Origin of the sequence: Rubrivivax sp. A210, from assembly GCF_904426505.1 — a bacterium.
GTDB lineage: Bacteria > Pseudomonadota > Gammaproteobacteria > Burkholderiales > Burkholderiaceae_C > Rubrivivax.
In genome coordinates this window covers 113178-138437 of the sequence record NZ_CAJGBN010000067.1, presented here as the reverse complement: position 1 = coordinate 138437, position 25260 = coordinate 113178, and the positions used below count along the sequence as shown (strand labels likewise).

The window sequence follows — 25260 nt, the reverse complement described above, 5'->3', positions numbered from 1 at the left end:
GAGATCAAGCATGGACATGGGAATTGCAGGCAAGTGGGCGCTGGTGTGTGCCGCCAGCAAGGGGCTGGGCAAAGCCTGCGCCGCGGCGCTGGTGGGCGAGGGCGTCAACGTCGTCATCACGGCGCGCGGCGAGGCGGCGCTGCAGGCCGCCGCGGCCGAATTGCGCGCGCTCAATCCCGCGGTGCAGGTGCTGGCAGTGGCCGGCGACATCACCACGCCCGCGGGTCGCGCCGCCGCTCTGGCCGCCTGCCCGCAGGTGGACATCCTGGTCAACAACGCCGGCGGCCCCCCGCCGGGCGACTTCCGCGACTGGGACCGCGAGGCCTGGATCAAGGCGCTCGACGCCAACATGCTGACCCCGATCGAACTGATCAAGGCGACGGTGGACGCGATGGCCGAGCGCGGTTATGGCCGCATCGTCAACATCACCTCGGGCGCGGTGAAGGCGCCCATCGACGTGCTGGGGCTGAGCAACGGCGCGCGCTCCGGCCTCACCGGCTTCGTTGCCGGCCTGGCGCGCCAGTCGCGCCTGGCGTCGCGCAACGTGACCCTCAACAACCTGCTGCCGGGCCCGTTCGACACCGACCGGCTCAAGGTCACACTGGCCGGCGCCGCGGCCAAGAGCGGCCAGACCGTCGAGTCCGTGGCCGAGGCGCGCAAGCAGCAACTGCCCGCCCGGCGCTTCGGCAACGCCGAGGAGTTCGGTGCCTACTGCGCCTTCCTGTGCAGCGCCCATGCCGGCTTCGTCACCGGGCAGAACCTGCTGATGGACGGCGGCGGCTACCCCGGCACCTTTTAGCGCCGAGAGTTGCGCTGCGGCCTGCCGGGTCCCCGGCTCCCGGGCCGCAGATTCATGAAAATCATGAGCTGAAGATCATGGCTTCAGCCGGGACGCCGCACCACGCTTCGGTCGAAACTCCGCCGCTTTGGCAACCGACCGACAGGGAATCGACGTGGCTTCATTCGAAGGTAGGCCGGCGCGCAGCGTGCCCGTGGGGAGAAGTGGAAAGTCGCGGGTGGCGAAGCAGGCCCCTCGCGCTGATGCGGTGGGCGCCATCGTACTGACGCTGCTGGCTGCGGCGCCGTTGGCGTCCGCCCAGGCAGCCGATGCCGCCGCGGCCTCCGGCCCGGCTGCGGCGGTGGTGATCACCGCGACGCGCATCGAGCAGCGGAGCTTCGACCTGCCGGTGTCGATCGACATCGTCGATGCCGACGCCATGCAGAACGGCCAGATGATGGTGAACGCCTCCGAGAGCCTGGCGCGCGTGCCGGGCATCGTGGCGCCCAACCAGTCGCGCTTCTCGTCCGACCAGCAGGTGTCCTCGCGCGGCTTCGGAGCCCGCTCGAGCTTCGGCGTGCGCGGCATCCGGCTGTATGCCGACGGCATCCCGCAGTCCATGCCCGACGGCCAGGGCCAGATGGGCACCTTCAGCCTGAGTTCAGCCTCGCGCATGGAGGTGCTGCGCGGCCCGTTCTCGGCGCTGTTCGGCAACTCCTCCGGCGGCGTGATCCAGATCTTCACGCGCGACGGCGAGGGCGACCCGCGCATCACCGCCAGCGCCTACGGCGGTGACTACGGCACCTGGCGCGCCGACGTCACGGCCGAGGGCAGCCAGGGCGGCCTGGGCTACATCGTGGACCTGTCGCGCTTCGAGAGCGAGGGCTACCGCGAGCACAGCGCCGTGCGGCGTGACCACGCCAACGCCAAGCTGAACTGGAAGCTCGGCGAGCGCACAAAGGCCACGCTGGTGCTGAGTTCGCTGGACCAACCCGTCAACCAGGACCCGCAGGGCCTGACGCGCCTGCAGATGGAGGCCGATCCGCGCCAGACGCCCGCCAACTCCCTCACCCAGAGCACCGGCGGTAACAAGGCGCAGACCCAGGGCGGGCTGAGCATCGAGCACCGCCTGGGCGCCGGCGACACGCTGCGCGGCGTGGTGTGGACCGGCGTGCGCCAGACGCTGGGCCGGCTGTCGATTCCGCTGAACGCGGCCCCGGTGATCAAGGGCTCGGGCGGCATCAGCAACATCGACCGCGACTTCCACGGCATCGACCTGCGCTGGACGCACCAGGCCGATACACCGCTGGGCGCGCTGACGCTGACCGTGGGCCTGGACAGCGAAGCCATGAAGGACGTGCGCACCGGCTACGAGAGCAACGGCGGCACGCCCGGCGTGCTGCGGCGCGACGAGGACAACATCGTGCGCAACCTCGACCAGTACCTGCAGGCCGAGTGGAAGCTGGGCCCCGACTGGATCCTGAGCGGCGGCCTGCGCCACAGCCGCGTGACCTTCCGCAACGACGACCGCTACATCCGCACCACCGGCGTCGGCAACCCGGACGACAGCGGCGGCGTCGCCTACAGCAACACCAGCCCGGTGCTCGGCGTGGTCTACCACCTGACGCCGGTGCTGAACCTGTACGCCAACGCCGGCAAGGGCTTCGAGACGCCGAGCTTCATCGAGCTGGCCTACCAGGCCGGCGGCGCCAGCGGCCTCAACTTCGGCCTGCGGCCCTCGACCAGCCGCAACTTCGAGGCCGGCGTGAAGGCCCTGGTGGGCCGCGATGCGCGCATCAACCTGGCGCTGTTCGAGGTGCGCACCGAACGCGAGATCGTGGTGGACTCGGCCGCCCTGGGCCGCACGGTGTATGCCAACGCCGGCCGCACCCGGCGCACCGGCCTCGAGCTGTCCATCGAGGCCCGGCCCTTGCCGGAGCTTCAGGCCACGCTGGCCTACAGCCTGCTCGACGCCCGCTTCACCGACAGCTACCTCAGCAGCGCCGGCACCACCATCCAGAGCGGCAACCGGCTGCCCGGCACGCCGCGCGAAACGCTGTTCGCCGAGCTGGCATGGCGCCACCGCGCCAGCGGCTTCAGCACTGCCATCGAGGCGCGCACCAGCAGCAAGGTCTACGTCAATGACGTGAATGCCGATGCGGCCGCCGGCTACACGGTGGTGAACTGGCGTGCCGGCTTCCGGCAGCAGTTCGGCCGCGTGGAACTGAGCGAGTTCGTGCGCGTGGAGAACGTCACCGACCGCCGCTATGTCGGCGGCGTGCTGGTCAACGACGCCAACGGCCGCTACTTCGCTCCGGCGCCGGGCCGCAGCGCCATCGCCGGCATCTCGGCGTCGATCGAGCTGTGATGAAGAAGGCCTTCATCACCCTGGCCTCGCTGCTGGGTGCCGCGGTGGCGGTGGCCGCGGCGCCGGTGGACGACGCGCGGCTGCGGGCGGCCGCCGGAGAGCGTGGCAACTGGCTGAGCTATGGGCGCGACTATTCCAACCAGCGCTTCTCGCCGCTGGCCCAGATCAACCGCGAGACGGTGGCCGGCCTGGCGCCGCGCTGGATCTACCAGGCGGGCGTGGCGGCCAGCTTCCAGGCCACGCCCATCGTCGCCGATGGGGTGATGTACCTGGCCATGCCCTTCAATCATGTGGCCGCCATCGATGCCGCCACCGGCGTGGAGCTGTGGCGCTACGAGCACAAGCGCCGCTCGCCCAAGATGTGCTGCGGCCCGGCCAACCGCGGCGTGGCGGTGGGCTACGGCAAGGTGTACATCGGCACGGTGGATGCCCGCCTGATCGCGCTGGACGCCAAGACCGGGCGGCCGGTGTGGGACATCGCGCTGGCCGACGATGCCGGCCCCACCGAGCGGCGCGAGCAACTGGCCGACGACCCGTTCAAGCAGCTGGCCACCACCGGCACCACCGGCATTGGCGTCAACATGGCGCCGCTGGTCTTTGACGGCAAGGTGATCGTCGGCATCACCGGCGTGGGTTACGGCCTGCACCTGGAGTCGAGCCGGCCGAACGCGCCGCTGGGCGCGGTGATCGGCATCGCCGGCAGCTACGGCCGTCCGGGCTTCTACGCGGCGTTCGATGCCGCCACCGGACAGCGCGTCTGGCAGTTCGATACCGTGGCCGCCACCGGCTGGGAAGGCCCATTCCGCAGCACCACGCCCGATGGCCTGCCGCTGGGCCGCGACATCGCGCGTGAGAAGCGCGAGTTGCCCAAGTTTCCCCGGGCCGCGCAGCACGGCGGGGGCTCGGCCTGGACCACGCCGGCCTTCGACGCGGGCACCGGCACGCTGTTCGTCGGCACCGGCAACCCGTCGCCGCAGATGGACGACAGCTCGCGCCCGGGCGACAACCTGTACACCGTGTCGCTGGTGGCGCTGGATGCCCGCAGCGGCCGCGTGAAGTGGCACTACCAGCAGGTGCCCCACGACGTCTGGGGCTACGACGTGGCCAGCCCGCCGGTGCTGTTCGAGCTGCCCACGCCCAAGGGCCCCGTCGCGGCGGTGGGCCAGGCCTCGAAGACCGGCTGGTTCTACGTACACGACCGTGCCAGCGGCGAACTGCTGTTCAAGTCCGATCCCTACGTGCCGCAGCACAACCTGTTCTCGCCGCCCACGGCCGAGGGCGTGCGCATCGCGCCGGGGGCGATTGGCGGCGCGAACTGGTCGCCGGTATCTTTCGATCCGGGCTCCGGGCTGGCCTACGTGGCTGCCTCGCATGTGCCGATGCGCTACGCGGTCAAGGAGCTGCCGGCCACGGCCGAGAAGCCGGCGCTGCGCTACTCGTCGCTGGAGACCATAGCCGAGCCCAATTGGGGCACGCTGTCGGCCATCTCCACACGCGATGCTGGCCGCATCCGCTGGCAGGTGAAGACCGATACCCCTCTGGTTGGCGGCGTGCTGGCCACCGCCGGTGGCCTGGTGTTCAGTGGCGAGGGCAATGGCTACCTGAGTGCCTTCGACGCCGCCACCGGGGCCCGGCTGTGGCAGTTCCAGTGCGGCGCTGGTGTCAACGCACCGCCGGTGAGCTACGAGGTGGACGGTGTGCAGTACCTGGCCGTCGCGGCGGGTGGCAATGCCAACTTCGGCTTCCGCCAGGGCGGCGCCCTGGTGGTGTTCGCGCTGCCGAAACGGCGCTGAAGGTCGCGCTCCGCTGCCGCGGCGGGCGGAAGGGCGCGCACCCGCGCTAGCGCCGCATGCTCACCACAATCCCGCCCACGATGAGCCCGAACGCCGCCGCGTGATACCCCTGCGGCATCTCACCCAGCAGCAGGGCCGAGAGCAGGGCCGCGAACAGCGGCGTCAGGTTGTTGAAGAAGGCGGCCAGGGCCGGGCCGCCTTCGGCCACGCCCAGGCCCCAACAGCGGTAGGCGATCACCGACGCGCCCAGGGAGACGTACACCAGGGCCGCGACCAGGCCCGCGCTCCATTGGATGGGCGCCGCGCCCAGGGCCTGCTCGCCGGCCGTAAAGAGGCCGGCGCCCAGCAGGCCGAAAAGGGTCTGCACCAGCAGCAGGCCGGCCCAGTCCCAATCGGGCCGCTGCGCGCCGCGCATGTGCGCCGGCGGTCGCGCCAGCAGCCAGCTGTAGAAGGCCCAGCCGATGATGGCGGCCAGCACATACAGGTCACCGGCCACGAAATGCACGGCCAGCAGGTTGTGGGGCGCGCCGCGGCTGAGCACCACGGCCACGCCCAGCAGGCCGCAGACGGCGCCCAGCAGCTGCGCCGGCCGCGGGTGCTCGCCGTAGAAGAGCGAGCCCACGGCCAGCATCCACACCGGCATGCTGGCCGAGACCAAGGTCACGTTGAGCGGCGACGAGCTGCGCAGCGCCAGGTATTGCAGCGAGTTGAAGGCGCCCACGCCCAGCAGGCCCAGGGCCAGCAGATAGGGCCAGCGCTGCATCAGGCGCGACAGCGGCAGCAACGCGCGCCAGGCCAGCGGCAGCAGGATCAGGGCCGTGAGCAGCCAGCGCAGCAGGTTCAGCGTCAGCGGCGGCACCAGGGCGGCGCCGGGCTGGCCGGCCTGGGCGCCACCGGCCAGCAGCCGGCCGACCACGGCATTGCCGGCCCACAGCAGGGGCGCCAGCGTCATCAGCAGGGCCAGGCGCGGCGTCAGCCTCACGGGTTAGCCACCAGCAGGGCGCCGCAGTTCCAGCATTGTTCAAAGGGGCCTTCGACGCTCTCGCCGCAGGCGCCGCAATGCCAGTGCCGCTGCGGCAGGTTGCGCAGCTCCTGCATCAGGGCCTCGGCGCGAGCCTGCTGGTCATCGTCTTCGAGCCAGATCTCGGGCAGGGCCTGGTCGGGTGGGATCTGGCCGGCGATGCCGCTGGCATAGGCGCGCTGCACGCTGGCCGCGATGCCGGCGCCGCTGAGCATGTCGGCCCACAGCGTGGCGATGGCGAGGTTGGGGGCTTGCAGCAGGCGCTTCATGGTGGGGCTCGGGCTATCTTGCCATGCCCTGCGCGCAGCGGCCGGGGCGCTCATCGCTTACGCTTGCCGCCGATCACCACAGGAGACCCGCCCATGCCCCGCACCATCCAGATCACCGCCTACGGTGGCCCCGAGCAGATGCAGCTTGTCGAGCTGCCGGTGGGTGACCCCGGCCCCGGCCAGATCCGCATCCGCCACCTCGCCTGCGGCCTGAACTTCATCGACGTCTACCAGCGCACTGGCCTGTACCAGAACCCGCTGCCGCTGAGCCTGGGCATGGAAGGCGCCGGCATCGTCGAGGCGGTGGGCGAGGGCGTCACCCACCTCGAGGTGGGCGACCGCGCCGCCTATGCCAGCAACCCGCCCGGCAGCTACAGCGAGGCGCGCGTGATGCCGGCCAAGAACGTGGTGCGCCTGCCCGACGCCATCGACTTCGAGACCGGCGCGGCGATGATGCTCAAGGGCCTGACGGCGCAATACCTGCTCAAGCGCGTGCGGCCGGTCGAAGGCCTGGAGCCTGGCGACGCTGTGCTCTTCCATGCCGCGGCCGGCGGTGTCGGCCTCATCGCCTGCCAGTGGGCGCGGGCGCTGGGCCTGCAGCTCATAGCCACGGCCGGCGGTGCCGCCAAGTGCAAGCTGGCCCTCGAACACGGCGCCGCACATGCCATCGACTATTCGAGCGAGGACTTCGTCGCCCGCGTCAAGGAGATCACCGGCGGCAAGGGCGTCAAGGTGGTCTACGACTCGGTCGGCAAGGACACCTTCGAGCGCAGCCTGGACTGCCTGCGCCCCTTCGGCCTGATGGCCAGCTTCGGCAATGCCTCAGGCCCGGTGCCGCCCTTCGCGCCGGGTGCGCTGGGGGCCAAGGGCTCGCTCTACCTGACGCGCCAGACCCTGTTCAGCCACATCGCCACGCGCGAGGTGACGCAGCAGATGGCCGACGAGTTGTTCGAGGTGGTGAGCAGCGGCGCGGTCAAGATCCGCATCGCCCAGCGCTACCCGCTGGCCGAGGTGGCCCAGGCTCACCGCGACCTGGAAGCGCGCAAGACCACCGGCTGCACGGTGCTGCTGCCGGGGGCCTGATGCACGGCGCCGGGCCGGCGCGCCGGAGCCATGAAAAAGGGCCCCTCGGGGCCCTTTCGTCTTGGAGCTCGGCTTACTTGGCGCCGAACTTGTAGTCGGTCTTGGCCTTGGTGCGCAGGTCTTCCTGATACTGCTGCATCTTGGCCTGTTCGAGGCGCTGCTTGATCTGGCCCTTGACGTCGTCGAAGCCCGGGAACTGGGCCTCGCGCGTGTCATCGAGGCGGATGATGTGCCAGCCGAACTGGCTCTTCACCGCGGCCTCGGTCATCTCGCCCTTCTTGAGCTTGGTCAGCGCGCCGGAAAATTCGGGCACATACGACTCGGCCTTGGCGAAATCGAGGTCACCGCCGTTGGCGCCGGAGCCGGGATCCTTGGAGTTCTTCTTGGCCAGGTCTTCGAAGCTGGCGCCGCCCTTGATCTGGGCGATCAGGGCCTTGGCCTCTTCTTCCTTCTCGACCAGGATGTGGCGGGCGCGGTACTCGGTGCCACTGGACTGGGCCTTGAACTTGTCGTACTCGACCTTGGCATCGGCGTCGGAGATCGGGTTCTTCTTGCGGTAGTCCTCGAACAGTTCGCGGATAAGGATGCTCTGGCGGGCCAGTTCCATCTGGGCCGCGAAATCGGGCGTGGCGGCGATGCCGCGCTTGTTGGCCTCTTGCACGAAGATCTCGCGCAGCACGACCTGGTCGCGGGCCTGGCCCTGCATCTCGGGCGTGACCTGCTGGCCGGCGCGGGCGGCCTGCTGCAGCAGTTGCTCGACGCGCGCCTTGGGCACCGGCTTGCCGTTGACCGTGGCGATGTTCTGCGCCGAGGCGGCCAGCGGCAGCATCAGGGCGAGCAGGGCGGATGCGACAGCCGCGCGTGCGGCAGGGACGGGGTGCTTCATGGGCGAGGGGCTTTCAGGGGACAGGATGCGGGTGGCCGACGGGGGCCAGGGCGGGTGTCCGACTGGGCGCGCGCGCCGGAAAACTGGATCGCGGCTGCGCTCAGGACTCGCTCGGGGATCTGGCGTTGATGGCCAGTGCATGCACACCCAGGGCGGTCAGCGGACCCAGGGAATCATACACAAGGCGGTGCCGCGCCAGCCGCGCCAGGCCCGTGAAGCATTCGGCGGTGATGTGTACGGTGTAGTGCCCGCCCTCGCGGGCGCCTTGGTGGCCGGCATGCAGATGGCTGTCGTCCTGCACTTTCAGCGCGGAGGGTGACAGCGCCTGCTGCAGGCGTGCGGTGATGGCGGCGGCCGTCATGGGGCTTCGCCCGGCGCGAAGCCGATGGAGGCGGAATTGATGCAGAAGCGCTCGCCGGTGGGTGCCGGGCCGTCGTTGAAGACATGGCCCAGGTGGCTGCCGCAGCGCTTGCAGCGCACTTCCACGCGCACCATGCCGTGGCTGGCGTCGCGCACGCGCTCGACCACGTCGCCGTCAATGGCCTCCCACCAGCTCGGCCAACCGCAGCCGGCGTCGAACTTGGCGCGGCTCGCGAACAGCGGCGTGCCGCAGCCCACGCAGTGGTAGCTGCCGTTGTCGAAGTGGTCCCAGTACCTGCCGGTGAAGGCGCGCTCGGTGTCGGCCTTGCGGGCGACGCGGTATTGCTGGGGGTCGAGTTCGGCGCGCCATTGCTCGTCGCTCTTGCGCACCGGATAGCGGGGGTCGTCGTGGGAGTGGGGCATGGTGATGGCTGCGATGGGGCTCAGGATGAACAGGAAATCTCGAGCTGCTGCGCCCAGTCGGGCGGGAAGCCGGCATAGGCCTCGTGCTCGGCTTGTTCGTCGTACGGCCGCTGCAGAACTTTCAGCAGCCGCTGCACCTCGCCGAAATCGCCTTCCTCGGCGCGAGCGATGGCGGTCTCGGCGAGGTGGTTGCGCAACAGGAACTTGGGGTTGACGCGGTTCATGCGCAAGGCCCGATCGGCATCGATGCTGGCCTCGGCGCGCAGGCGGGCGGCATAGCCAGCGGCCCAGACGTCGAAGGCGGCGCGGTCGAGGAAGAGGTCGCGCAGCGGCGCGTTGTCGGCGCCCTCAGTGCTGGCAAAGCCCGCCAGCCGGCGCCAGGCGATGCCGTGATCGACGCGGTCCTGTGCCAGCAGCCGCAGCCAGCCGTCGGCCAGCGCGCCGTCTGCGCTGCCATGCTGGTGCGCCTCGCGCAGCCCCAGCTTGGCGCGCAAGGCCCCGGCCAATGCCTGGGGAAAGACCACGCGGTAGGCCTCGAGCGCAGCCAGGGCCTGCTCCTGGTCGGGCATCAGCGGCAGCAGGGCCTGGGCCAGGGCGTGCAGGTTCCAGAAGGCGACATTGGGCTGGCGCGCAAAGGCGTAACGGCCCTGGTGGTCGGAGTGGTTGCAGACGTGCCCGGGGTCGTAGGCATCGAGGAAGCCGAAGGGGCCGTAGTCGATGGTCAGGCCCAGGATGGACATGTTGTCGGTGTTCATCACGCCGTGGCAGAAGCCCACCGCCTGCCATTGCGCCAGCAACGTGGCGGTGCGGCGGCTCACGGCTTCCAGCAGCGCCGCGGCGGGGCAGGGCGCGGCGGCCGCCTCGGGGTAGAAGCGGCGCGTGGTGGCGTCCACCAGGCGCTGCAGCGCCGACGGGTCGGCTGCCGTGTGGGTGAAGTGCTCGAAATGACCGAAGCGCAGGAAGCTGGGCGCAACGCGGGTGACGACGGCGGCGGTCTCCATCCGCTCGCGCCGCACCGGCAGTGGCGAGCCCACCAGGGCCAGGGCGCGCGTGGTCGGTATGCCCAGGGCCGCCATGGCCTCGGAGCAGAGGAATTCGCGGATCGACGAGCGCAGCACGGCGCGGCCGTCGCCCATGCGCGAATAGGGCGTGCGGCCGCTGCCCTTGAGCTGCAGCTCGACGCGGACGGCCGGCCCGGAATGCGTCTGGGCCTCGCCCAGCAGCAGGGCGCGGCCATCGCCCAGCTGGCCGGCCCAGACGCCGAACTGGTGGCCCGAATAGACCGTGGCCCGCGTGCCGCCGACGGGCTGGGCGTTGCCGCTGAGCAGGGCCAAGGCTTCGTCGCTGGCCAGCCAGTCCGCCCAGCCCAGCTCGGCCGCCAGCGCCTCGCTGCGCGCCACCCAGTGCGGCTGTGGCAGCGGCTGCGGTGCCACCGGCACCGCGTGCGGCAGGCCCAGCCCGGCCATCAGGCCGTCGTCGCGGAAGTCGGGTGCGGCCGGTGTGGCGGCGGCAAGAGCCGCGAGCGCAGCCAGGGGCTCGGGAGCGTTCATCGCGCCATTGTGGGTGCCGGGGCCGGCCAGCGCTGGGACAGGGTCATGGACGGGGCCCCGCCGCGCCTAGGCGGCCTGCGTCGCCTGCGTGACAGGACGCTGGGGGTAGTCCCTGAGCGCCAGGCCCATCCACATCCGCTAACTTCCCGGCGGTTGATCAAGAGCCCTGCATGCTTCGAGGAGAACCCCCATGAAGACCGGCATTCGCCACGGCGCCGCGCTCGCCGCTGCCCTGGCCTCGGGCCTCCTCGTGCCGGGCCTGGCCTGGGCCCAGGCCGGCAAAACCGTCAAGATCGCCTTCATCGACCCGCTGTCGGGCCCCTTTGCCAATGTGGGCCAGAACCAGCTCAAGGGCTGGCAGTTCATCGCCGAGGAGTTCAACAAGAAGAACGCTGCGGGCGTGAAGTTCGAGTTCGTCTCCTTCGACAACAAGGGCTCGCCGCAGGAAAGCCTGAACGTCCTGAAGGCCGCCATCGACCAGGGCATCCAGTACGTGGTGCAGGGCAATGGCTCGGGCGCGGCGGCGGCCATCCTCGACGCCGTCAACAAACACAACGAGCGCAACCCGGGCAAGGAGGTGGTCTACATCAACTATGCCGCGGTCGACCCCGACCTCACCAACAGCAAGTGCTCGTACTGGCACTTCCGCGTCGACGCCGACACCTCGATGAAGATGGAGGCGCTGACCAGCTTCATGAAAGACCAGCCCTCGGTCAAGAAGGTGTACGTCATCGGCCAGAACTACGCCCACGGCCAGCAGGTGGCGCGCTACTTCAAGGAGACCATCGCGCGCAAGCGGCCCGATGTGCAGGTGGTTGGCGACGACCTGCATCCCATCGGCCAGGTCAAGGATTTCGCGCCCTATGTGGCCAAGATCAAGGCCGCAGGCGCCGATTCGGTGGTCACCGGCAACTGGGGCCAGGATCTCACCCTGCTCATCAAGGCGGCCAAGGACGCCGGGCTCAACGCCGATTTCTACACCTACTACGCCGGCGTCAGCGGCACGCCCACGGCGCTGGCGGCCGGCGTCGGCGGCAAGGTGCGCGTGGTGTCCTACTTCCACAACGGCCTGCCGGAGCCGGTGAAATCGCTGCAGGAGAAGTACAAGAAGCAGTTCAACGACGATTGGTACACCGGCGCCACCTACAACGGGCTGATGATGCTGTCCACCGCGATGGCCGCGGCCAAGAGCACCGACCCGGTGAAGGTGGCGGCGGCGATGGAGGGCCTGCGCTTCAAGGGCTTCCAGGGCGACGTGGAGGTGCGCAAGACCGATCACCAGTTGCAGCAGGCCCTGGTCATCAGTGAATGGCGCAAGGCCGATGCCAAAGTGCCCTACAGCGTCGAGAACACGGGCTGGAATTTCCAGGAAGTGAAGGCCATCCCGGCCTATGTGGCGAGCACGCCCACGTCCTGCCAGATGAAGCGTCCCTGATCCGCGTGCCGGCGCGCGCCTTCCTGGCCCGGCATCATCGAGGGCTTTGAGGCCTGACGAGGGCAAGCCCCGCGATGGACGCTTCCTACCTGCTCATCTCGCTGCTCAACGGCCTCTCGGTCGGCCTGCTGCTGTTCATGCTGGCCTCGGGGCTGACGCTCATCTTCAGCATGATGGGTGTGCTCAACTTCGCCCATGCCAGCTTCTACATGCTGGGCGCCTACGTCGCGTTTTCCATCACCCAGGGGCTGGGCTTCTGGTGGGGCCTGGCGCTGGCGCCGCCCCTGGTGGGCGCACTGGGCGCGGCCTTCGAACGCCACGCGCTGCGCCGCATGCACCGCCATGGCCATGTGCCCGAACTGCTGATCACCTTCGGCCTCAGCTACCTGGTGCTCGAGGTGGTGCAGCTGCTGTGGGGCCGGCAGGCGCTGGACTTTCGCCCGCCGGCCTCGCTGCAGGGCCCGCTGTTCACCATCGTCGAGTCCGCCGCCGGCCTGGGTGCCGCGTGGGGCGAGCCACCCGCGATCTGCCGCGCCGCGGCGCAGGCGGTGTGTACGCAGTTCCCGGCCTTCCGCGCCTTCGGCATGGCGGTGGCGGTGGCGATGCTGGTGGCGGTGTGGCTGCTGCTCACGCGCACGCGCACCGGCCTCGTGATCCAGGCTTCGCTGACCCACCCCGAGGCAGTCGAGGCCCTGGGCCACAACGTGCCGCGCGTCTTCATGTGGGTCTTCGGCGGCGGCTCGGCGCTGGCGGCACTGGCCGGTGTCATTGGCGGCGCGCTGCGCGTCACCGAGCCCTCGATGGCGCAGGCCGTCGGCGCCGTGGTCTTCGCCGTCATCGTGATCGGCGGCATGGGTTCGCTGGCCGGGGCCTTCGTCGCCAGCGTGGGCCTGGGGCTGATCGACAGCTTCGCCGTCGGCAGCGACCGCTCGCTGGCTGACCTTTATGCGCTGCTGGGCCTGAAGGTCGGGCCCGCCACCTTCGGCTATGCCGTCTGGAGCGTCAAGATGAGCCAGGTGGCGGCCATCCTGCCCTACTTGCTGCTGGTGCTGGTGCTGGTCTTCAGGCCCAAGGGCCTGTTCGGCACCCGCGAAGGATGATGGCGACTCAGTCCGGGCTCCTGGGTGGCCGCCGCTGGCTGGTCTGGGGCGGCTATGCCCTGGCCATGCTGGCCGCGCCGCTGCTGTGGAAGACCAGCCTCTCGCTGACCCTGTTGTCGCAGATGGGCATCGCCATCATCGCCTGCCTGGCCTTCAACATGCTGCTGGGGCAGGGCGGCATGCTGAGCTTCGGCCATGCCGTGTATTCGGGCCTGGGCTCCTTCTGCGCCATCCATGCGCTCAACCTCGTCTCGGCCGGGCAACTGCCGCTGCCGGTGAGCCTGATCCCGCTGGTGGCCGGCTTCTGCGGCGCCGCCTTCGCGCTGCTGCTGGGCTGGGTCACCACGCGCAAGGCGGGCACGCCCTTCGCGATGATCACGCTGGGCATGGGCGAGTTGGTGGCGGCCATGGCGCTGATGTTTCCCGGCTTCTTTGGTGGCGAGGGCGGCATCAACGGCAACCGGGTCGTCGGCCAGGCGGTGCTGGGCATCAGCTTCGGGCCCCAGATCCAGCTTTACTACCTGATCGCCGCCTACACGCTGGCGTGTACGGCGGCGATGTACGCCTGGACGCGCACGCCGCTGGGCCGCATGCTCAATGCGGTGCGCGACAACCCCGAGCGCGTGGCCTTCATCGGCTACGACACCCGCATCGTGCGCTACCTGTCCTTCATCGCCTCGGGCTTCTTCATGGGCATCGCGGGCGGGCTGGCGGCGCTCAACTTCGAGATCGTCACCGCCGAGGTCGTGGGCGCGGCCCGCTCGGGCGCCTACCTGCTCTTCACTTTCCTGGGCGGCGCCGGCTTCTTCTTCGGCCCCATCATCGGCGCCGTGCTGATGGTGCTGGCCCTGGTGCTGCTGTCGGAGCTGACCCAGGCCTGGCTGCTCTACCTGGGCCTGGTCTTCACGCTGATGGTGATGGTGGCGCCGGGCGGCATCGCCAGCCTGGTGATGATGAATCTGCGCCTGGCCGGCTTCGGCCGCCTGGGCCCGCTGCTGGCCGGTTACCTGGCCCTGGCCGGCACCGGCCTCACGGTGCTGCTGGCCTCGGGCGCGATGATCGAGATGGTCTATCACCTGCGCCTCAACCAGGCCGTGGGGCCGCGCATGAAGTTCCTCGGTGCCCAGATCGACGCCCAGGGCCTGGACGCGTGGTTCGGCGCCGGCCTGGTGCTGGTGGTGGGCCTGGCGCTGTTCGAGTTGTCGCGGCGGCGCTTCGTCGCCCAGTGGGGCGAGACCCAGGCGGCCATCGAGACTGATCTGGTTGCAGGCAAGGCGGTGGCGAGGTGAGCGATGCCTGTGCGCTGGAGTTGCGCGGCCTGCGCAAGCGCTTCGGCCGCACCGAGATCATCCGCGGCGTCGACCTCGCGGTGCGGCCGGGCGAGCGCGTCGCGGTGATCGGCCCCAATGGCGCCGGCAAGAGCACGCTGTTCAACCTCATCAGTGGCCGTTTCGGCGCCAGCGAGGGCGAGATCCTGCTGCACGGCCAGCGCATCGACGGCCTGGCGCCCCACCAGATCAACCGCCTCGGGCTGGCGCGCAGCTTCCAGGTCAGCAACCTCTTCAACCGCCTCTCGGTGTTCGAGAACCTGCGCTGCGCCGTGTTGTGGAGCCTGGGCTACAAGTACGCCTTCTGGCGCTTGCTGGCCGGTGCGCACGACGCCAACGAGCGCGCCGAGCAGTTGATGGACAGACTGGCGTTGCAGGGCCGGCGCGACGTGCTGGCGATGAACCTGAGCTATGCAGAGCAGCGCGCGCTCGAGATCGGCATCACCATCGCCGGTGGCGCTGGGGTGATCCTGCTCGACGAGCCCACCGCCGGCATGAGCCGCAGCGAGACGGCGCGTTTCGTCGCACTGATCCGCGAGGTCACCGTCGGCCGCACGCTGTTGACCGTGGAGCACGACATGGGCGTGGTCTTCGGCTTGGCCGATCGCATTGCCGTGCTGGTCTATGGCGAGGTCATCGCCTTCGACGTGCCGGAAAGGGTGCGTGCCGATGCCCGCGTGCAGGAGGCCTATCTCGGCTCGGTGCTGGTCGATGCGGCGCACGCTGCGCCGGAGGGCCGCTGAGCGTGCTGACCGTTCAGGATCTCCACGCCTACTACGGCAAGAGCCATGTGCTGCACGGCGTGAGCTTCGCGGTGGCGCCGGGCGAGATCGTGGCCCTGCTGGGGCGCAACGGCTCGGGGCGCAGCACCACGGTCAAGGCCATCATGGGCCTGGTCGAGGGCGCCGGCTCGGTGCGCTGGAAGGGCCGGGAACTGCGTGGCCGCAAGGCCTTCGAGATTGCCCAGGCCGGCATCGGCTATGTGCCCGAGAACCGCGACATCTTTCCCACGCTCACGGTGCAGCAGAACCTGCTGCTGGGCTGCAAGCGCAAGCCCGGGCGCTGGAGCTTCGACGACATGTACCGGCTGTTCCCGCGCCTGCAGGAACGCAACCACACCGAGGCCGGCGTGCTGTCGGGCGGCGAGCAGCAGATGCTCACGCTGTGCCGCACGCTGATGGGCGACCCCGAGCTGATCATGGTCGACGAGCCCACCGAAGGCCTGGCGCCCAAGATCGTCGAACGGGTGGCCGACTACCTGCGCGAGTTGAAGCAGCGCGGCCTGGCCGTGCTGCTGGTCGAGCAGAAGCTCACCATCGCGCTCGAGGTGGCCGACCGCTGCCTGGTGATGGGCCATGGACAGATCGTCTTTGATGGCACGCCGGCCGCACTGCGCGCCGATGCCGCCATCCGCAAGGAGTGGCTCGAGGTGTAGAACCGCGGCTGTCCCGGCAGCGACAACGACCTGCCGGACCACCACCCTAGAATCGAACGATCGTTCTATTTTTTGCTCCAGCTAAGGAAGACCGATGGCTGCTACCTACGAACTGCACGGCGAAGTCGCCGTCATCACGCTGGCGAACCCGCCCGTCAACGGCCTCGGCTTCGCGACGCGGGCCGCGGTGGCCGACGGGCTGGACCGCGCCGCGGCTGATGCTGCCGTCAAGGGCGTGGTCATCACCGGCGGCGGCCGCGCCTTCTGCGGTGGCGCCGACATCAAGGAGTTCGGCACCGACCGCGCCATCGCCGAGCCCAACCTGCACACGCTGATCCGCATGATCGGCGACGCCGCCAAGCCCGTGGTGGCGGCCATCAACGGCGTCTGCATGGGCGGCGGGCTCGAGCTGGCCCTGGGCTGCCACGGTCGCGTGGCCGCACCCGGCGTCGACATCGCCCTGCCCGAGGTCAAGCTGGGCCTGCTGCCCGGCGCCGGCGGCACCCAGCGTCTGCCGCGCGTGCTGGGCGTGGAGACGGCGCTCAACATGATCGTCACGGGCGAGCCGGTGAAGAGCGAACGGCTGGCGGCGCTGCCGGGCCAGAAGCTGTTCGACGCCATCGCGGCCGAGGGCCTGCTGGATGCCGCCTGCGCCCGCGCGCTGGCGCTGGCCGCTGAACAGTCCGCCGGCAAGCCGCTGCCGCGCGTGCGCGACCTGAAATGCAGCCACCCCAATGCCGACGCCTACTTCGGCTTTGCGCGCAACACCGTCAAGGCGATGGCCAAGAACTTCCCGGCGCCGGGCCGCTGCGTCGACGCGGTGCAGGCCGCCGTCCGGCTGCCCTTCGATGCCGGCCTGGCAGCCGAGCGCGATCTCTTTGTGCAGTTGATGCTCTCGCCCGAAAGCAAGGCGCTGCGCCACGCCTTCTTCGGCGAGCGCGCCGCCAGCAAGATCCCCGATGTGCCCGAGGACACACCGCGGCGCGAGATCGCCAAGGTGGCGGTCATCGGCGCCGGCACCATGGGCGGCGGCATCAGCATGAACTTCCTCAATGCCGGCATCCCGGTCACCGTGCTGGAGACCAAGCCCGAGGCGCTGGAGCGCGGCGTGGCCACCATCCGCAAGAACTACGAGGCCCAGGTGAAGAAGGGCAAGCTCAAGGCCGAGAAGTACGGCGAGCGCATGGCCCTGCTGAGCACCACGCTGGAGTACCGCGACATCGCCGACGCCGACCTGGTGATCGAGGCGGTGTTCGAGGAGATGGGCGTCAAGGAGACGGTGTTCAGGACGCTGGACGAGGTGATGAAGCCCGGCGCCATCCTGGCCAGCAACACCAGCACGCTCAATGTCGACGCCATCGCCGCCTTCACCAAGCGGCCGCAGGACGTGCTGGGCATGCACTTCTTCAGCCCGGCCAATGTGATGAAGCTGCTCGAGGTGGTGCGCGGCGCCGCCACCGCCAAGGACGTGCTGGCCACGGTGATGGCGGTGGCCAAGAAGATCCGCAAGACGGCGGTGGTCTCGGGTGTCTGCGACGGCTTCATCGGCAACCGCATGATCGAGCAGTACAGCCGTCAGGCTGGCTTCCTGCTGGAAGAGGGCTGCACGCCGGCCCAGGTGGACAAGGCAGTCGAGAAGTTCGGCTTCGCGATGGGCCCCTTCCGCATGGGCGACCTGGCCGGCAACGACATCGGCTGGGCCATCCGCAAGCGCCGCTATGTCGAGAAGCCCCACATGCGCTACAGCCGAACAGCCGACCTGCTGTGCGAGAAGGGCCGCTACGGCCAGAAGACCGGCGCCGGCTGGTACGACTACCAGGCCGGCAGGCGCGACGCCATCCCGTCGGCCGAGGTGGTGGCGATGATCGATGCCTACCGCGCCGAACTGGGCATCGCGCCGCGCAAGATACCGGACGACGAGATCGTCCACCGCCTGGTCTATTCCCTCGTCAACGAGGCGGCCAAGATCCTGGAAGAGGGCATCGCCAGCAAGGCCAGCGACATCGACATGGTCTACCTCACCGGCTATGGCTTCCCGCTGCACCGCGGCGGGCCCATGTGCTACGCCGACACGCAAGGCCTCTACAACGTCGTGCAGACGATGAAGAAGTTCGCCGCCAACCCGCTGGACGATGCCACTTTCTGGCAGCCGGCGCCGCTGCTGGCGCGGCTGGCCGCGGCCGGCAAGTCGTTCACCTGATTCGGTTGAAGGAAACACCACCATGACCCGAGCCGTCATCGTCTCCACCGCCCGCACGCCGCTCGCCAAGAGCTGGAAGGGCGCCTTCAACATGACCCACGGCGCCACGCTGGGCGGCCACGCCGTCAAGGCCGCGGTAGAGCGCGCCGGCCTGGAGCCGGCCGAGGTCGACGACGTCATCATGGGCTGCGCCACGCCCGAGGGCGCCACCGGCGGCAACATCGCGCGCCAGATCGCGCTGCGCGCCGGCCTGCCCATCACCACCAGCGGCATCACCGTCAACCGCTTCTGCAGCAGCGGCCTGCAGACCATCGCGCTGGCGGCGCAGCGCATCATCGCCGGCGAGGGCGAGATCTATGTGGCCGGTGGCGTCGAGAGCATCAGCTGCGTGCAGAACGAGGCCAACCGGCACATGGCCGCCGACCCCTGGCTGGTGCAGCACAAGCCCGAGATCTACTGGAACATGCTGCAGACCGCCGAGCAGGTGGCCAAGCGCTATGGCATCAGCCGCGAGCGCATGGACCGCTACGGCGCGGCCAGCCAGCAGAAGGCCGGCGCCGCGCTGGCCGCCGGCCTGTTCAAGGACGAGATTGCACCCATCACCGTCACAGCCGGTGTGGCCGATCCGGTGGGGGGGCTGCGCAGCAAGGAAGTCACCGTCGAGCACGACGAGGGCATCCGCGCCGACACCACGTATGAGGGCATCTGCAACATCCGCCCCGCCGTGCCCGGCGGCGTGATCGCGGCCGGCAATGCCAGCCAGTTCAGCGATGGCGCCGGCGCCTGCGTGGTGATGGACGAGCAGACCGCCCAGCGCCGGGGCCTCGCGCCGCTGGGCCGCTTCCTCGGCTTTGCCGTGGCCGGCTGCGAGCCCGACGAGATGGGCATAGGCCCGGTGTTTGCCGTGCCCAAGCTGCTCAAGCGCCTGGGGCTCACGGTGGCCGACATCGACCTGTGGGAGCTGAACGAGGCCTTCGCGGTGCAGGTGCTGTATTGCGCCGACACCTTGGGCATACCCATGGACCGTCTCAATGTCAACGGCGGCGCCATTGCAGTGGGCCATCCTTATGGCGTGAGCGGCCAGCGCCTCACCGGCCATGCGCTGATCGAAGGCCGGCGGCGCGGCGCCAAGCGCGTGCTGGTGACGATGTGCATAGGCGGCGGCATGGGCGCGGCCGGCGTCTTCGAGGTGCTGTGAGGGCGGCCGTGGCGCCGGGGGGCGCGGGCTGAGGGCCATGCGCGAAACCCTGGATTTCCTGCTGCACGACTGGCTGGACGTAGCCACGCTGCTGCAGCGGCCCCGCTTTGCCGACCATTCCCGCGAGACCTTTGCCCAGGTGCTGGACAGCTGCGAGCGCATCGCACGCGAGAAGTTTGCACCCTTCAACCGTCTGTCGGACACCGAGGAGCCTCAGGTCGTCCAAGGGCCCGATGGCGAGCGCGTACACCTGCCGCGCGCCACCCACGAGGCCCTGGCCGCCTATGCCGCATCGGGCATGCTGGCCGCGGCGCAGGATTGCGAGCTCGGCGGCATGCAGCTGCCTTGCGTCATCGAGATGGCGGCCAACGCCTTCTTCAGCAAGGCCAGCGTGGCCATGGGCGGCTATGCGATGCTCACCGCCGGCAATGCCAGCCTGCTGCTCGCCCACGGCACGCCAGCCCAGCGCGAGGTCTTCGCGCGCAACGAACTGACGGGCCGCTGGTTCGGCACCATGTGCCTGAGCGAACCCCAGGCCGGCTCTTCGCTGTCCGACATCGCGACGCGCGCTGTGGCAGACGGCAGCGATTTCGAGGTCGACCCCCTGGGCCCGCGCTACCGCCTGCGCGGCAACAAGATGTGGATCAGCGGCGGCGAACACGAGATCACCGAGAACATCGTCCACCTCGTGTTGGCCAAGATCCCCGGGCCCGATGGCCGCACCGTGGCCGGCGCCAAGGGCATCTCGCTCTTCGTCGTGCCCAAGCAGATGGTCGACGACCAGGGCCGGCTCACCGGCGAGCGCAACGATGTCGCGCTGGCGGGGCTCAACCACAAGCTGGGCTACCGCGGCACCAGCAACACGCTGCTCAATTTCGGTGAGGGCCGGTTCCCGGTGCGCGGTGGCACTGGCGCCATCGGCTACCGCGTCGGCGCACCCGGCGAGGGCCTGCGCTGCATGTTCCACATGATGAACGAGGCGCGCATAGCCGTGGGCCTGGGCGCGGTGATGCTGGGCTATGCCGGCTACGAGGCCAGCCTGGGCTATGCGCGACAGCGGCCCCAGGGCCGGCCGGTCACCGATGGCGGCAAGGACGCGGCAGCACCCCAGGTGCCCATCATCGAGCACGCCGACGTGCGACGCATGTTGCTGGCGCAGAAGGCCTATGTCGAGGGTGGCCTGGCGCTGGCGCTTTACTGCGCCCGCCTCGTCGACGAGCAGGCCACAGGTGAAGCCCCCGCGGCGGCCGAGGCCGGCCTGCTGCTGGAACTGCTGACCCCCATCGCCAAGAGCTGGCCCAGCGAATGGTGCCTGGAGGCCAACTCGCTGGCCATCCAGGTGCTGGGCGGCTATGGCTATACGCGCGACTACCCGGTTGAGCAGTACTGGCGCGACAACCGCCTGAACATGATCCACGAAGGCACGCACGGCATCCAGGCGCTGGACCTGCTGGGCCGCAAGGTGGTGATGAAGGGCGGCGCAGGCCTCGCGCTGCTGGCTGCACGCGTGAACGCCACCATTCAACGCGCTGGCCAGCAGCCGGGCCTGGCCGAGCACGGCGTGGCGCTGGCCGCGGCGCTGCAGAAACTGGGGGCGGCGACGAAATCCGCCTGGGCCACCGGCGTGCCCGCCGAGGCCCTGGCCAATGCCACGCCTTATCTGCAGGCTTTCGGCCATGTCGTGCTGGCCTGGGTATGGTTGGATGTTGCGCTTGCGGCGCAACGTGGGTTGGATGTTGCGCTGGCGGCGTCGGGCGAGGCCCCGCTGCAAGCCGGCAAGCGTGCCGCGATGTGCTATTTCTATGCCTACGAACTGCCGCGCATCGCTGCCTGGCTGGACGTGGTGGCGCGGCGTGAGGCCTTGCCGCGCGAGATGCGCGACGAGTGGTTCTGAACCCCGCATGCGCAACGCCGCGCTCGACAAGCTGATCTGGTCGCTGATCTACGGCGGCCTGTTGCTGCTCAGCCTGGGCAGTTTCGTGCGGCGGGCCGCGGTCGGCTTCGGCACGCTGCTGCAGGCCATCGGCGGCACGCTGGCGGCGATAGGCGCGGTGCTGATCCTGGTGCGCGCCAGCCGGCCGCCGGATTGAAACAAGGAGATATCGAACATGGGAACCCCGGTCCAGCAACTCTTCGACCTCAGCGGCCAGGTCGCCCTCGTCACCGGCGGCTCGCGCGGCCTGGGCCTGCAGATGGCCGAGGCCCTGGGCGAAGCCGGTGCCAAGGTGATGCTCACGGCGCGCAAGGCGGCCGAGTTGGAAGAGGCCATCGCCGACCTCGCGGCGCGCGGCATCGACGCGCGCTGGATCGCCGCCGATGCCAGCCAGCCGGCCGAGGTGGCCCGCGTCGTCGACCAGACGATGCAGCGCCTGGGCCAGATCGACATCCTCGTCAACAACGCCGGCGCCACCTGGGGCGCGGCGGCCGAGGACTATCCGCTCGAGGCCTGGGACAAGGTGATGAACCTCAATGTGCGCAGCCTCTTCCTCTTCTCGCAGGCGGTGGCCAAGGCCAGCATGATTCCGCGACAGCGAGGCCGCATCATCAACCTGGCCAGCATCGCCGGCCTGGGCGGCCACATGGAGGTCAAGTTCATCGCCTACGGCACGAGCAAGGGCGCGGTGGTCAACTTCACGCGCACGCTGGCCGGCGAATGGGGCTGCCATGGCATCACCGTCAACGCCATCGCGCCGGGCTTCTTCCCCAGCAAGATGACCCAGGGCACGCTGGACCGCTTCGGCGCCGACCACCTGGCCAAGGGCGCACCGCTCAAGCGCCTGGGCGACGACGACGACCTCAAGGGCGCGGTGCTGCTCTTCGCCAGCGCCGCCGGCAAGCACATCACCGGCCAGATCCTGGCGGTGGACGGCGGCGTCAGCGCCGTCCATGGGGGCTGAGGTGACGGCACCGCTGGCCTTTCCGCTGCACATCCCCTTCGTCGAGGAACTCGGGCTCGAACTCTGGGCCTTTGCCGATGGCAAGGCCGAGCTGCGCGTGGACCTCGAGCACTGCCACCTCAACAGCTGGGCCGTGGCCCATGGCGGCGTGCTGATGACCATGCTGGACGTGGCCATGGCCCACGCCGCACGCAGCGTCAACAACCACGACCCCGAGCAGGCCCCGGGCGTGGCCACCATCGAGATGAAGACCAGCTTCATGCGCCCGGCCGAGGGCCGGCTGCGCGCTTTAGGCACGCTGCTGCACCGCACGACGACGATGGCCTTCACCGAAGGCAGCGTGTTCGATGAAGAAGGACGCCTGTGCGCCCACGCCACTGGCACCTTCAAGTACCTGCGTGGCCTGCCGACCTCGGGCCGGCATGCCAAGCCGCTGCAGCGAAAGCCTCAGGAGCCGGCATGAACCTGCACTTCGACTGGCTGCGCTTCGCCGACCTCGGCGTCGACAACCTCTACGACGCGCTGGCCCTGCGCTGCCGCGTCTTCATTCTCGAGCAGGGCCCCTACCTCGACCCCGACGGCTTCGACCGGCTGTCGTGGCATCTGCTGGGGCGCGACGCCGCCGGCGGCCTGCAGGCCTACCTGCGCGTGGTCGACCCTGGCGTCAAGTACGTCGAGCCCTCCATCGGCCGCGTCATCACCTCGCCCGCGTCGCGCGGCAGCGGCCTGGGCCGCGTGTTGATGAACGAGGGCATCGCGCGTTGCTGCGCCGCCTGGCCGGGCCAGGGCATACGCATCAGCGCCCAGGCCCGGCTCGAACGCTTCTACGGCGAACTCGGCTTCCGCCGCGTCGGCGACAACTACGGCGAGGACGGCATCCCTCACGTCGAGATGCTGCGCGCTGCCTGAGGGCGCGCCGTCCGTCCATCCCCCCCAAGCCGCTGGCAAGAGACACGCGCATGAACACAAACTGGCAAGGCCGCACGGCGGTCATCACCGGCGCCGCCTCGGGCTTCGGCCTCGAGGCCTGCCGCATTGCGGCGCGTGCCGGCATGAAGGTCGTGATGGCCGACGTGCAGGCCCAGGCGCTGGAACTCTCGGCCGCCGAGATCGCGGGCCTGGGTGCCGAGGTGCTGCCGTTCAGGCTGGACGTCTCCAAGGCGGCCGAGGTCGAGGCCCTGGGCGCGGCGACGATGGCGCGCTTCGGCGCGCCGCACTTCGTCTTCAACAACGCCGGCGTCGGCAGCGGCGGCCTGGTGTGGGAGAACAGCGCCGCCGACTGGGACTGGGTGCTGGGCGTCAATGTGCTGGGCGTGGCCCATGGCATCCGCGTCTTCACGCCGCTGATGCTGGCCGCCGCCGCGGCCGACCCGGCCTGGCGCGGCCACATCGTCAACACGGCCAGCATGGCCGGGTTGCTCAACCCGCCCAATATGGGCGTCTACAACGCCAGCAAGGCGGCGGTGGTGAGCCTGGCCGAGACGCTGCACCAGGATCTTTCGCTCGTCACGGAGCAGGTCCGCGCCCACCTGCTTTGCCCCTACTTCGTGCCCACCGGCATCCACCAGAGCCAGCGCAACCGCCCGGCTGATCTGGCCGGCGGCGCGCCCACCCGCAGCCAGCGCATCGCCGCCGCGATGACCGAAAAGGCCGTGGTCGGCGGCCGCGTCACCGCTGCCCAAGTGGCGCAGATGGTGTTCGACGCGATGGACGAGCGCCGCTTCTACATCTACAGCCACCCCAAGGGCCTGGCCGGCGTGCAGACGCTGATGGAAGACCGCCTGCAGCAGCGCAACCCCAGCGATCCCTTCAAGGACAGGCCCGAGATAGGGGAGCAGCTGCGCGCCGCGCTGCGCGGCTGATCGCCTTGCCACCATCGCCTACAGTCGGCCCATGAGCGATGTCGACTGGGCCGGCCGGGTGGCCGTGATAGGGGGCGGGCCTGCAGGCCTGATGGCGGCCGAGGCCCTGGCCGCGGCCGGATGCGCGGTGGATGTCTTCGACGCCATGCCCTCGGTGGGCCGCAAATTCCTGCTCGCCGGCAAGGGCGGGCTCAACCTCACCCACGCCGAGCCCTTCGAAGACTTCCTGGGCCGCTATGGCGAGCGTGCCGAGCGCCTGCGCCCGCTGCTGCAGGCCTTCGGGCCCGAGCAGCTGCGCGCCTGGGCGGCGGGGCTGGGCGTGGAAACCTTCGTCGGCAGTTCGCGCCGCGTTTTCCCGGTCGACATGAAGGCGGCGCCTCTGCTGCGCGCCTGGCTGCACCGGCTGCGCACCCAGGGCGTGCGCTTCCACATGCGCCAGCGCTGGACCGGCTGGGACGAGGCCGGCGCGCTGCGCTTCGAGTCGCCCGCCGGCAGCGCGCGGGTGCAGCCCGCCGCCACCGTGCTGGCCCTGGGCGGCGCGAGCTGGCCGCGCCTGGGCTCGGACGGTGCCTGGTGGCCTTGGCTGGCGGCGCGCGGCGTGGCCCTGGAGCCGCTGGCGCCATCGAACTGCGGCTTCGACGTCGGCTGGAGCGAGCACCTGAGCCAGCGCTTTGCCGGCGAGCCGCTGAAGTCGGTGGCCATCGCCTTCGAGGGCTGGCGCCAGCGTGGCGAGTTCATCGTCACCGCCGGCGGCGTCGAGGGCAGCCTGGTCTACGCCGTCTCGTCCCTGCTGCGCGACCGCCTGGCCGCGGGCGGGGACGCGGTGTTCGAGCTCGACCTGCTGCCCGACCGGCCCTTGGCATGGGTGCAGCAGGAGCTGGCCCATACGCGCGGCCCGCGCTCGCTCGCCACCCACCTGAAGACGCGGCTGCACCTCTCGGGCCTGAAGGCCGCCCTGCTGTGGGAGATCGTGCCGCGCGAGGCCCAGGCCGACCCGGCGCGCTTTGCGGCGCTGATCAAGGCCCTGCCCATCCGCGTGAAGGCGCCTCGCCCCATCGCCGAGGCCATCAGCACGGCCGGGGGCGTGCCCTTCGAGGCCATGGATGAGCACTTGATGCTGAGCGCGCTGCCCGGCGTGTTCTGCGCCGGCGAGATGCTGGATTGGGAGGCGCCCACCGGCGGCTACCTGCTCACCGCCTGCTTCGCCAGCGGGCGCCAGGCGGGGCAGGGCGCGGCGGCCTGGGTGGGTCGGTAAACTCCGCCGCTTCGCTTTT

Annotated in this window: 24 protein-coding genes; 18 read left to right on the top strand and 6 right to left on the bottom strand. The window is 70.0% G+C overall.

Features of this window, described 5'->3' with window-relative positions:
* Positions 1 to 10 precede the first annotated feature (10 nt).
* The 3 genes from JMV16_RS21835 to JMV16_RS21825 all read left to right on the top strand — a co-directional run bounded on the left by JMV16_RS21835 (position 11) and on the right by JMV16_RS21825 (position 4939).
* Positions 11 to 799: an SDR family oxidoreductase gene (locus JMV16_RS21835; RefSeq protein WP_201496431.1), complete on the top strand. Its 789-nt coding sequence runs from the start codon at positions 11 to 13 to the stop codon at positions 797 to 799.
* Positions 800 to 1046: 247 nt separating this feature from the next.
* On the top strand, positions 1047 to 3146 hold the full coding sequence (locus JMV16_RS21830; RefSeq protein ID WP_201496430.1) for a TonB-dependent receptor family protein: 2100 nt from the start codon (positions 1047 to 1049) through the stop codon (positions 3144 to 3146).
* A complete protein-coding gene (locus tag JMV16_RS21825) occupies positions 3146 to 4939 on the top strand; it encodes a pyrroloquinoline quinone-dependent dehydrogenase (protein ID WP_201496429.1) in 1794 nt (597 codons plus the stop codon). The genes JMV16_RS21830 and JMV16_RS21825 overlap by 1 nt, the downstream gene beginning before the upstream one ends.
* Positions 4940 to 4985: 46 nt before the next feature.
* Here the strand turns inward: JMV16_RS21825 and JMV16_RS21820 are convergent, their stop codons facing one another.
* Together JMV16_RS21820 and JMV16_RS21815 are read right to left on the bottom strand one after the other, a co-directional pair.
* Positions 4986 to 5921 carry a DMT family transporter gene (locus JMV16_RS21820; RefSeq protein ID WP_236580652.1) on the bottom strand — a complete coding sequence of 312 codons (936 nt, stop codon included), beginning with the start codon at positions 5919 to 5921 and terminating at the stop codon, positions 4986 to 4988.
* On the bottom strand, positions 5918 to 6229 hold the full coding sequence (locus JMV16_RS21815) for a putative signal transducing protein (protein WP_201496428.1): 312 nt from the start codon (positions 6227 to 6229) through the stop codon (positions 5918 to 5920). The genes JMV16_RS21820 and JMV16_RS21815 overlap by 4 nt, the downstream gene beginning before the upstream one ends.
* A 93-nt stretch (positions 6230 to 6322) precedes the next feature.
* Between JMV16_RS21815 and JMV16_RS21810 the strand changes: the two genes are divergently transcribed.
* Positions 6323 to 7312 (top strand): quinone oxidoreductase family protein, encoded by a 990-nt coding sequence (locus JMV16_RS21810; RefSeq protein WP_201496427.1) that lies wholly within the window; start codon positions 6323 to 6325, stop codon positions 7310 to 7312.
* A 73-nt stretch (positions 7313 to 7385) separates the two neighbouring features.
* Here JMV16_RS21810 and JMV16_RS21805 read toward each other — a convergent pair whose 3' ends face one another.
* From JMV16_RS21805 to JMV16_RS21790, 4 genes are all read right to left on the bottom strand, one after another.
* Positions 7386 to 8198: a peptidylprolyl isomerase gene (locus JMV16_RS21805; RefSeq protein WP_201496426.1), complete on the bottom strand. Its 813-nt coding sequence runs from the start codon at positions 8196 to 8198 to the stop codon at positions 7386 to 7388.
* A gap of 100 nt (positions 8199 to 8298) precedes the next feature.
* Entirely contained in the window at positions 8299 to 8559 is a 261-nt protein-coding gene (locus tag JMV16_RS21800; protein WP_201496425.1) for a BolA family protein, read from the bottom strand.
* Positions 8556 to 8981: a peptide-methionine (R)-S-oxide reductase MsrB gene (gene msrB / locus JMV16_RS21795; protein WP_201496424.1), complete on the bottom strand. Its 426-nt coding sequence runs from the start codon at positions 8979 to 8981 to the stop codon at positions 8556 to 8558. Before msrB ends, JMV16_RS21800 begins: the two co-directional genes overlap by 4 nt.
* A gap of 20 nt (positions 8982 to 9001) precedes the next feature.
* Positions 9002 to 10531, bottom strand: a complete 1530-nt coding sequence (locus JMV16_RS21790; protein ID WP_201496423.1) for a protein adenylyltransferase SelO — start codon at positions 10529 to 10531, stop codon at positions 9002 to 9004.
* 190 nt (positions 10532 to 10721) lie between these two features.
* On the opposite strand from JMV16_RS21790, the gene JMV16_RS21785 reads away from it, so the two are divergent.
* The 14 genes from JMV16_RS21785 (at position 10722) to JMV16_RS21720 (ending at position 25241) form a co-directional block, all read left to right on the top strand.
* On the top strand, positions 10722 to 11966 hold the full coding sequence (locus JMV16_RS21785) for a branched-chain amino acid ABC transporter substrate-binding protein (RefSeq protein WP_201496422.1): 1245 nt from the start codon (positions 10722 to 10724) through the stop codon (positions 11964 to 11966).
* Positions 11967 to 12040: 74 nt separating this feature from the next.
* Positions 12041 to 13066, top strand: coding sequence for a branched-chain amino acid ABC transporter permease (locus tag JMV16_RS21780; protein WP_201496421.1), 1026 nt, complete (start codon positions 12041 to 12043; stop codon positions 13064 to 13066).
* Positions 13066 to 14355, top strand: a complete 1290-nt coding sequence (locus JMV16_RS21775; RefSeq protein WP_236580651.1) for a branched-chain amino acid ABC transporter permease — start codon at positions 13066 to 13068, stop codon at positions 14353 to 14355. Before JMV16_RS21780 ends, JMV16_RS21775 begins: the two co-directional genes overlap by 1 nt.
* On the top strand, positions 14352 to 15137 hold the full coding sequence (locus tag JMV16_RS21770) for an ABC transporter ATP-binding protein (RefSeq protein ID WP_201496419.1): 786 nt from the start codon (positions 14352 to 14354) through the stop codon (positions 15135 to 15137). The genes JMV16_RS21775 and JMV16_RS21770 overlap by 4 nt, the downstream gene beginning before the upstream one ends.
* 2 nt (positions 15138 to 15139) lie before the next feature.
* A complete protein-coding gene (locus tag JMV16_RS21765; protein ID WP_201496418.1) occupies positions 15140 to 15829 on the top strand; it encodes an ABC transporter ATP-binding protein in 690 nt (229 codons plus the stop codon).
* A gap of 94 nt (positions 15830 to 15923) precedes the next feature.
* The gene (locus JMV16_RS21760; protein WP_201496417.1) at positions 15924 to 18029 is read left to right on the top strand and encodes a 3-hydroxyacyl-CoA dehydrogenase NAD-binding domain-containing protein; all 2106 of its coding nucleotides are present in this window, start codon (positions 15924 to 15926) and stop codon (positions 18027 to 18029) included.
* Positions 18030 to 18051: 22 nt separating this feature from the next.
* A complete protein-coding gene (locus JMV16_RS21755) occupies positions 18052 to 19227 on the top strand; it encodes an acetyl-CoA C-acyltransferase (protein ID WP_201496416.1) in 1176 nt (391 codons plus the stop codon).
* Between the two features lie 37 nt (positions 19228 to 19264).
* Positions 19265 to 21121, top strand: a complete 1857-nt coding sequence (locus JMV16_RS21750; protein WP_201496415.1) for an acyl-CoA dehydrogenase — start codon at positions 19265 to 19267, stop codon at positions 21119 to 21121.
* A 7-nt stretch (positions 21122 to 21128) separates the two neighbouring features.
* The gene (locus JMV16_RS21745; protein WP_201496414.1) at positions 21129 to 21317 is read left to right on the top strand and encodes a hypothetical protein; all 189 of its coding nucleotides are present in this window, start codon (positions 21129 to 21131) and stop codon (positions 21315 to 21317) included.
* Between the two features lie 18 nt (positions 21318 to 21335).
* Positions 21336 to 22124: an SDR family oxidoreductase gene (locus tag JMV16_RS21740; RefSeq protein WP_201496413.1), complete on the top strand. Its 789-nt coding sequence runs from the start codon at positions 21336 to 21338 to the stop codon at positions 22122 to 22124.
* Positions 22114 to 22587, top strand: coding sequence for a PaaI family thioesterase (locus JMV16_RS21735; protein ID WP_201496412.1), 474 nt, complete (start codon positions 22114 to 22116; stop codon positions 22585 to 22587). Before JMV16_RS21740 ends, JMV16_RS21735 begins: the two co-directional genes overlap by 11 nt.
* The gene (locus JMV16_RS21730; RefSeq protein ID WP_201496411.1) at positions 22584 to 23033 is read left to right on the top strand and encodes a GNAT family N-acetyltransferase; all 450 of its coding nucleotides are present in this window, start codon (positions 22584 to 22586) and stop codon (positions 23031 to 23033) included. Before JMV16_RS21735 ends, JMV16_RS21730 begins: the two co-directional genes overlap by 4 nt.
* Before the next feature lie 50 nt (positions 23034 to 23083).
* The gene (locus tag JMV16_RS21725) at positions 23084 to 23986 is read left to right on the top strand and encodes an SDR family oxidoreductase (RefSeq protein ID WP_201496410.1); all 903 of its coding nucleotides are present in this window, start codon (positions 23084 to 23086) and stop codon (positions 23984 to 23986) included.
* Between the two features lie 31 nt (positions 23987 to 24017).
* Complete coding sequence (locus JMV16_RS21720) at positions 24018 to 25241, top strand: TIGR03862 family flavoprotein (RefSeq protein WP_201496409.1); 1224 nt, start codon at positions 24018 to 24020, stop codon at positions 25239 to 25241.
* Positions 25242 to 25260 lie beyond the last annotated feature (19 nt).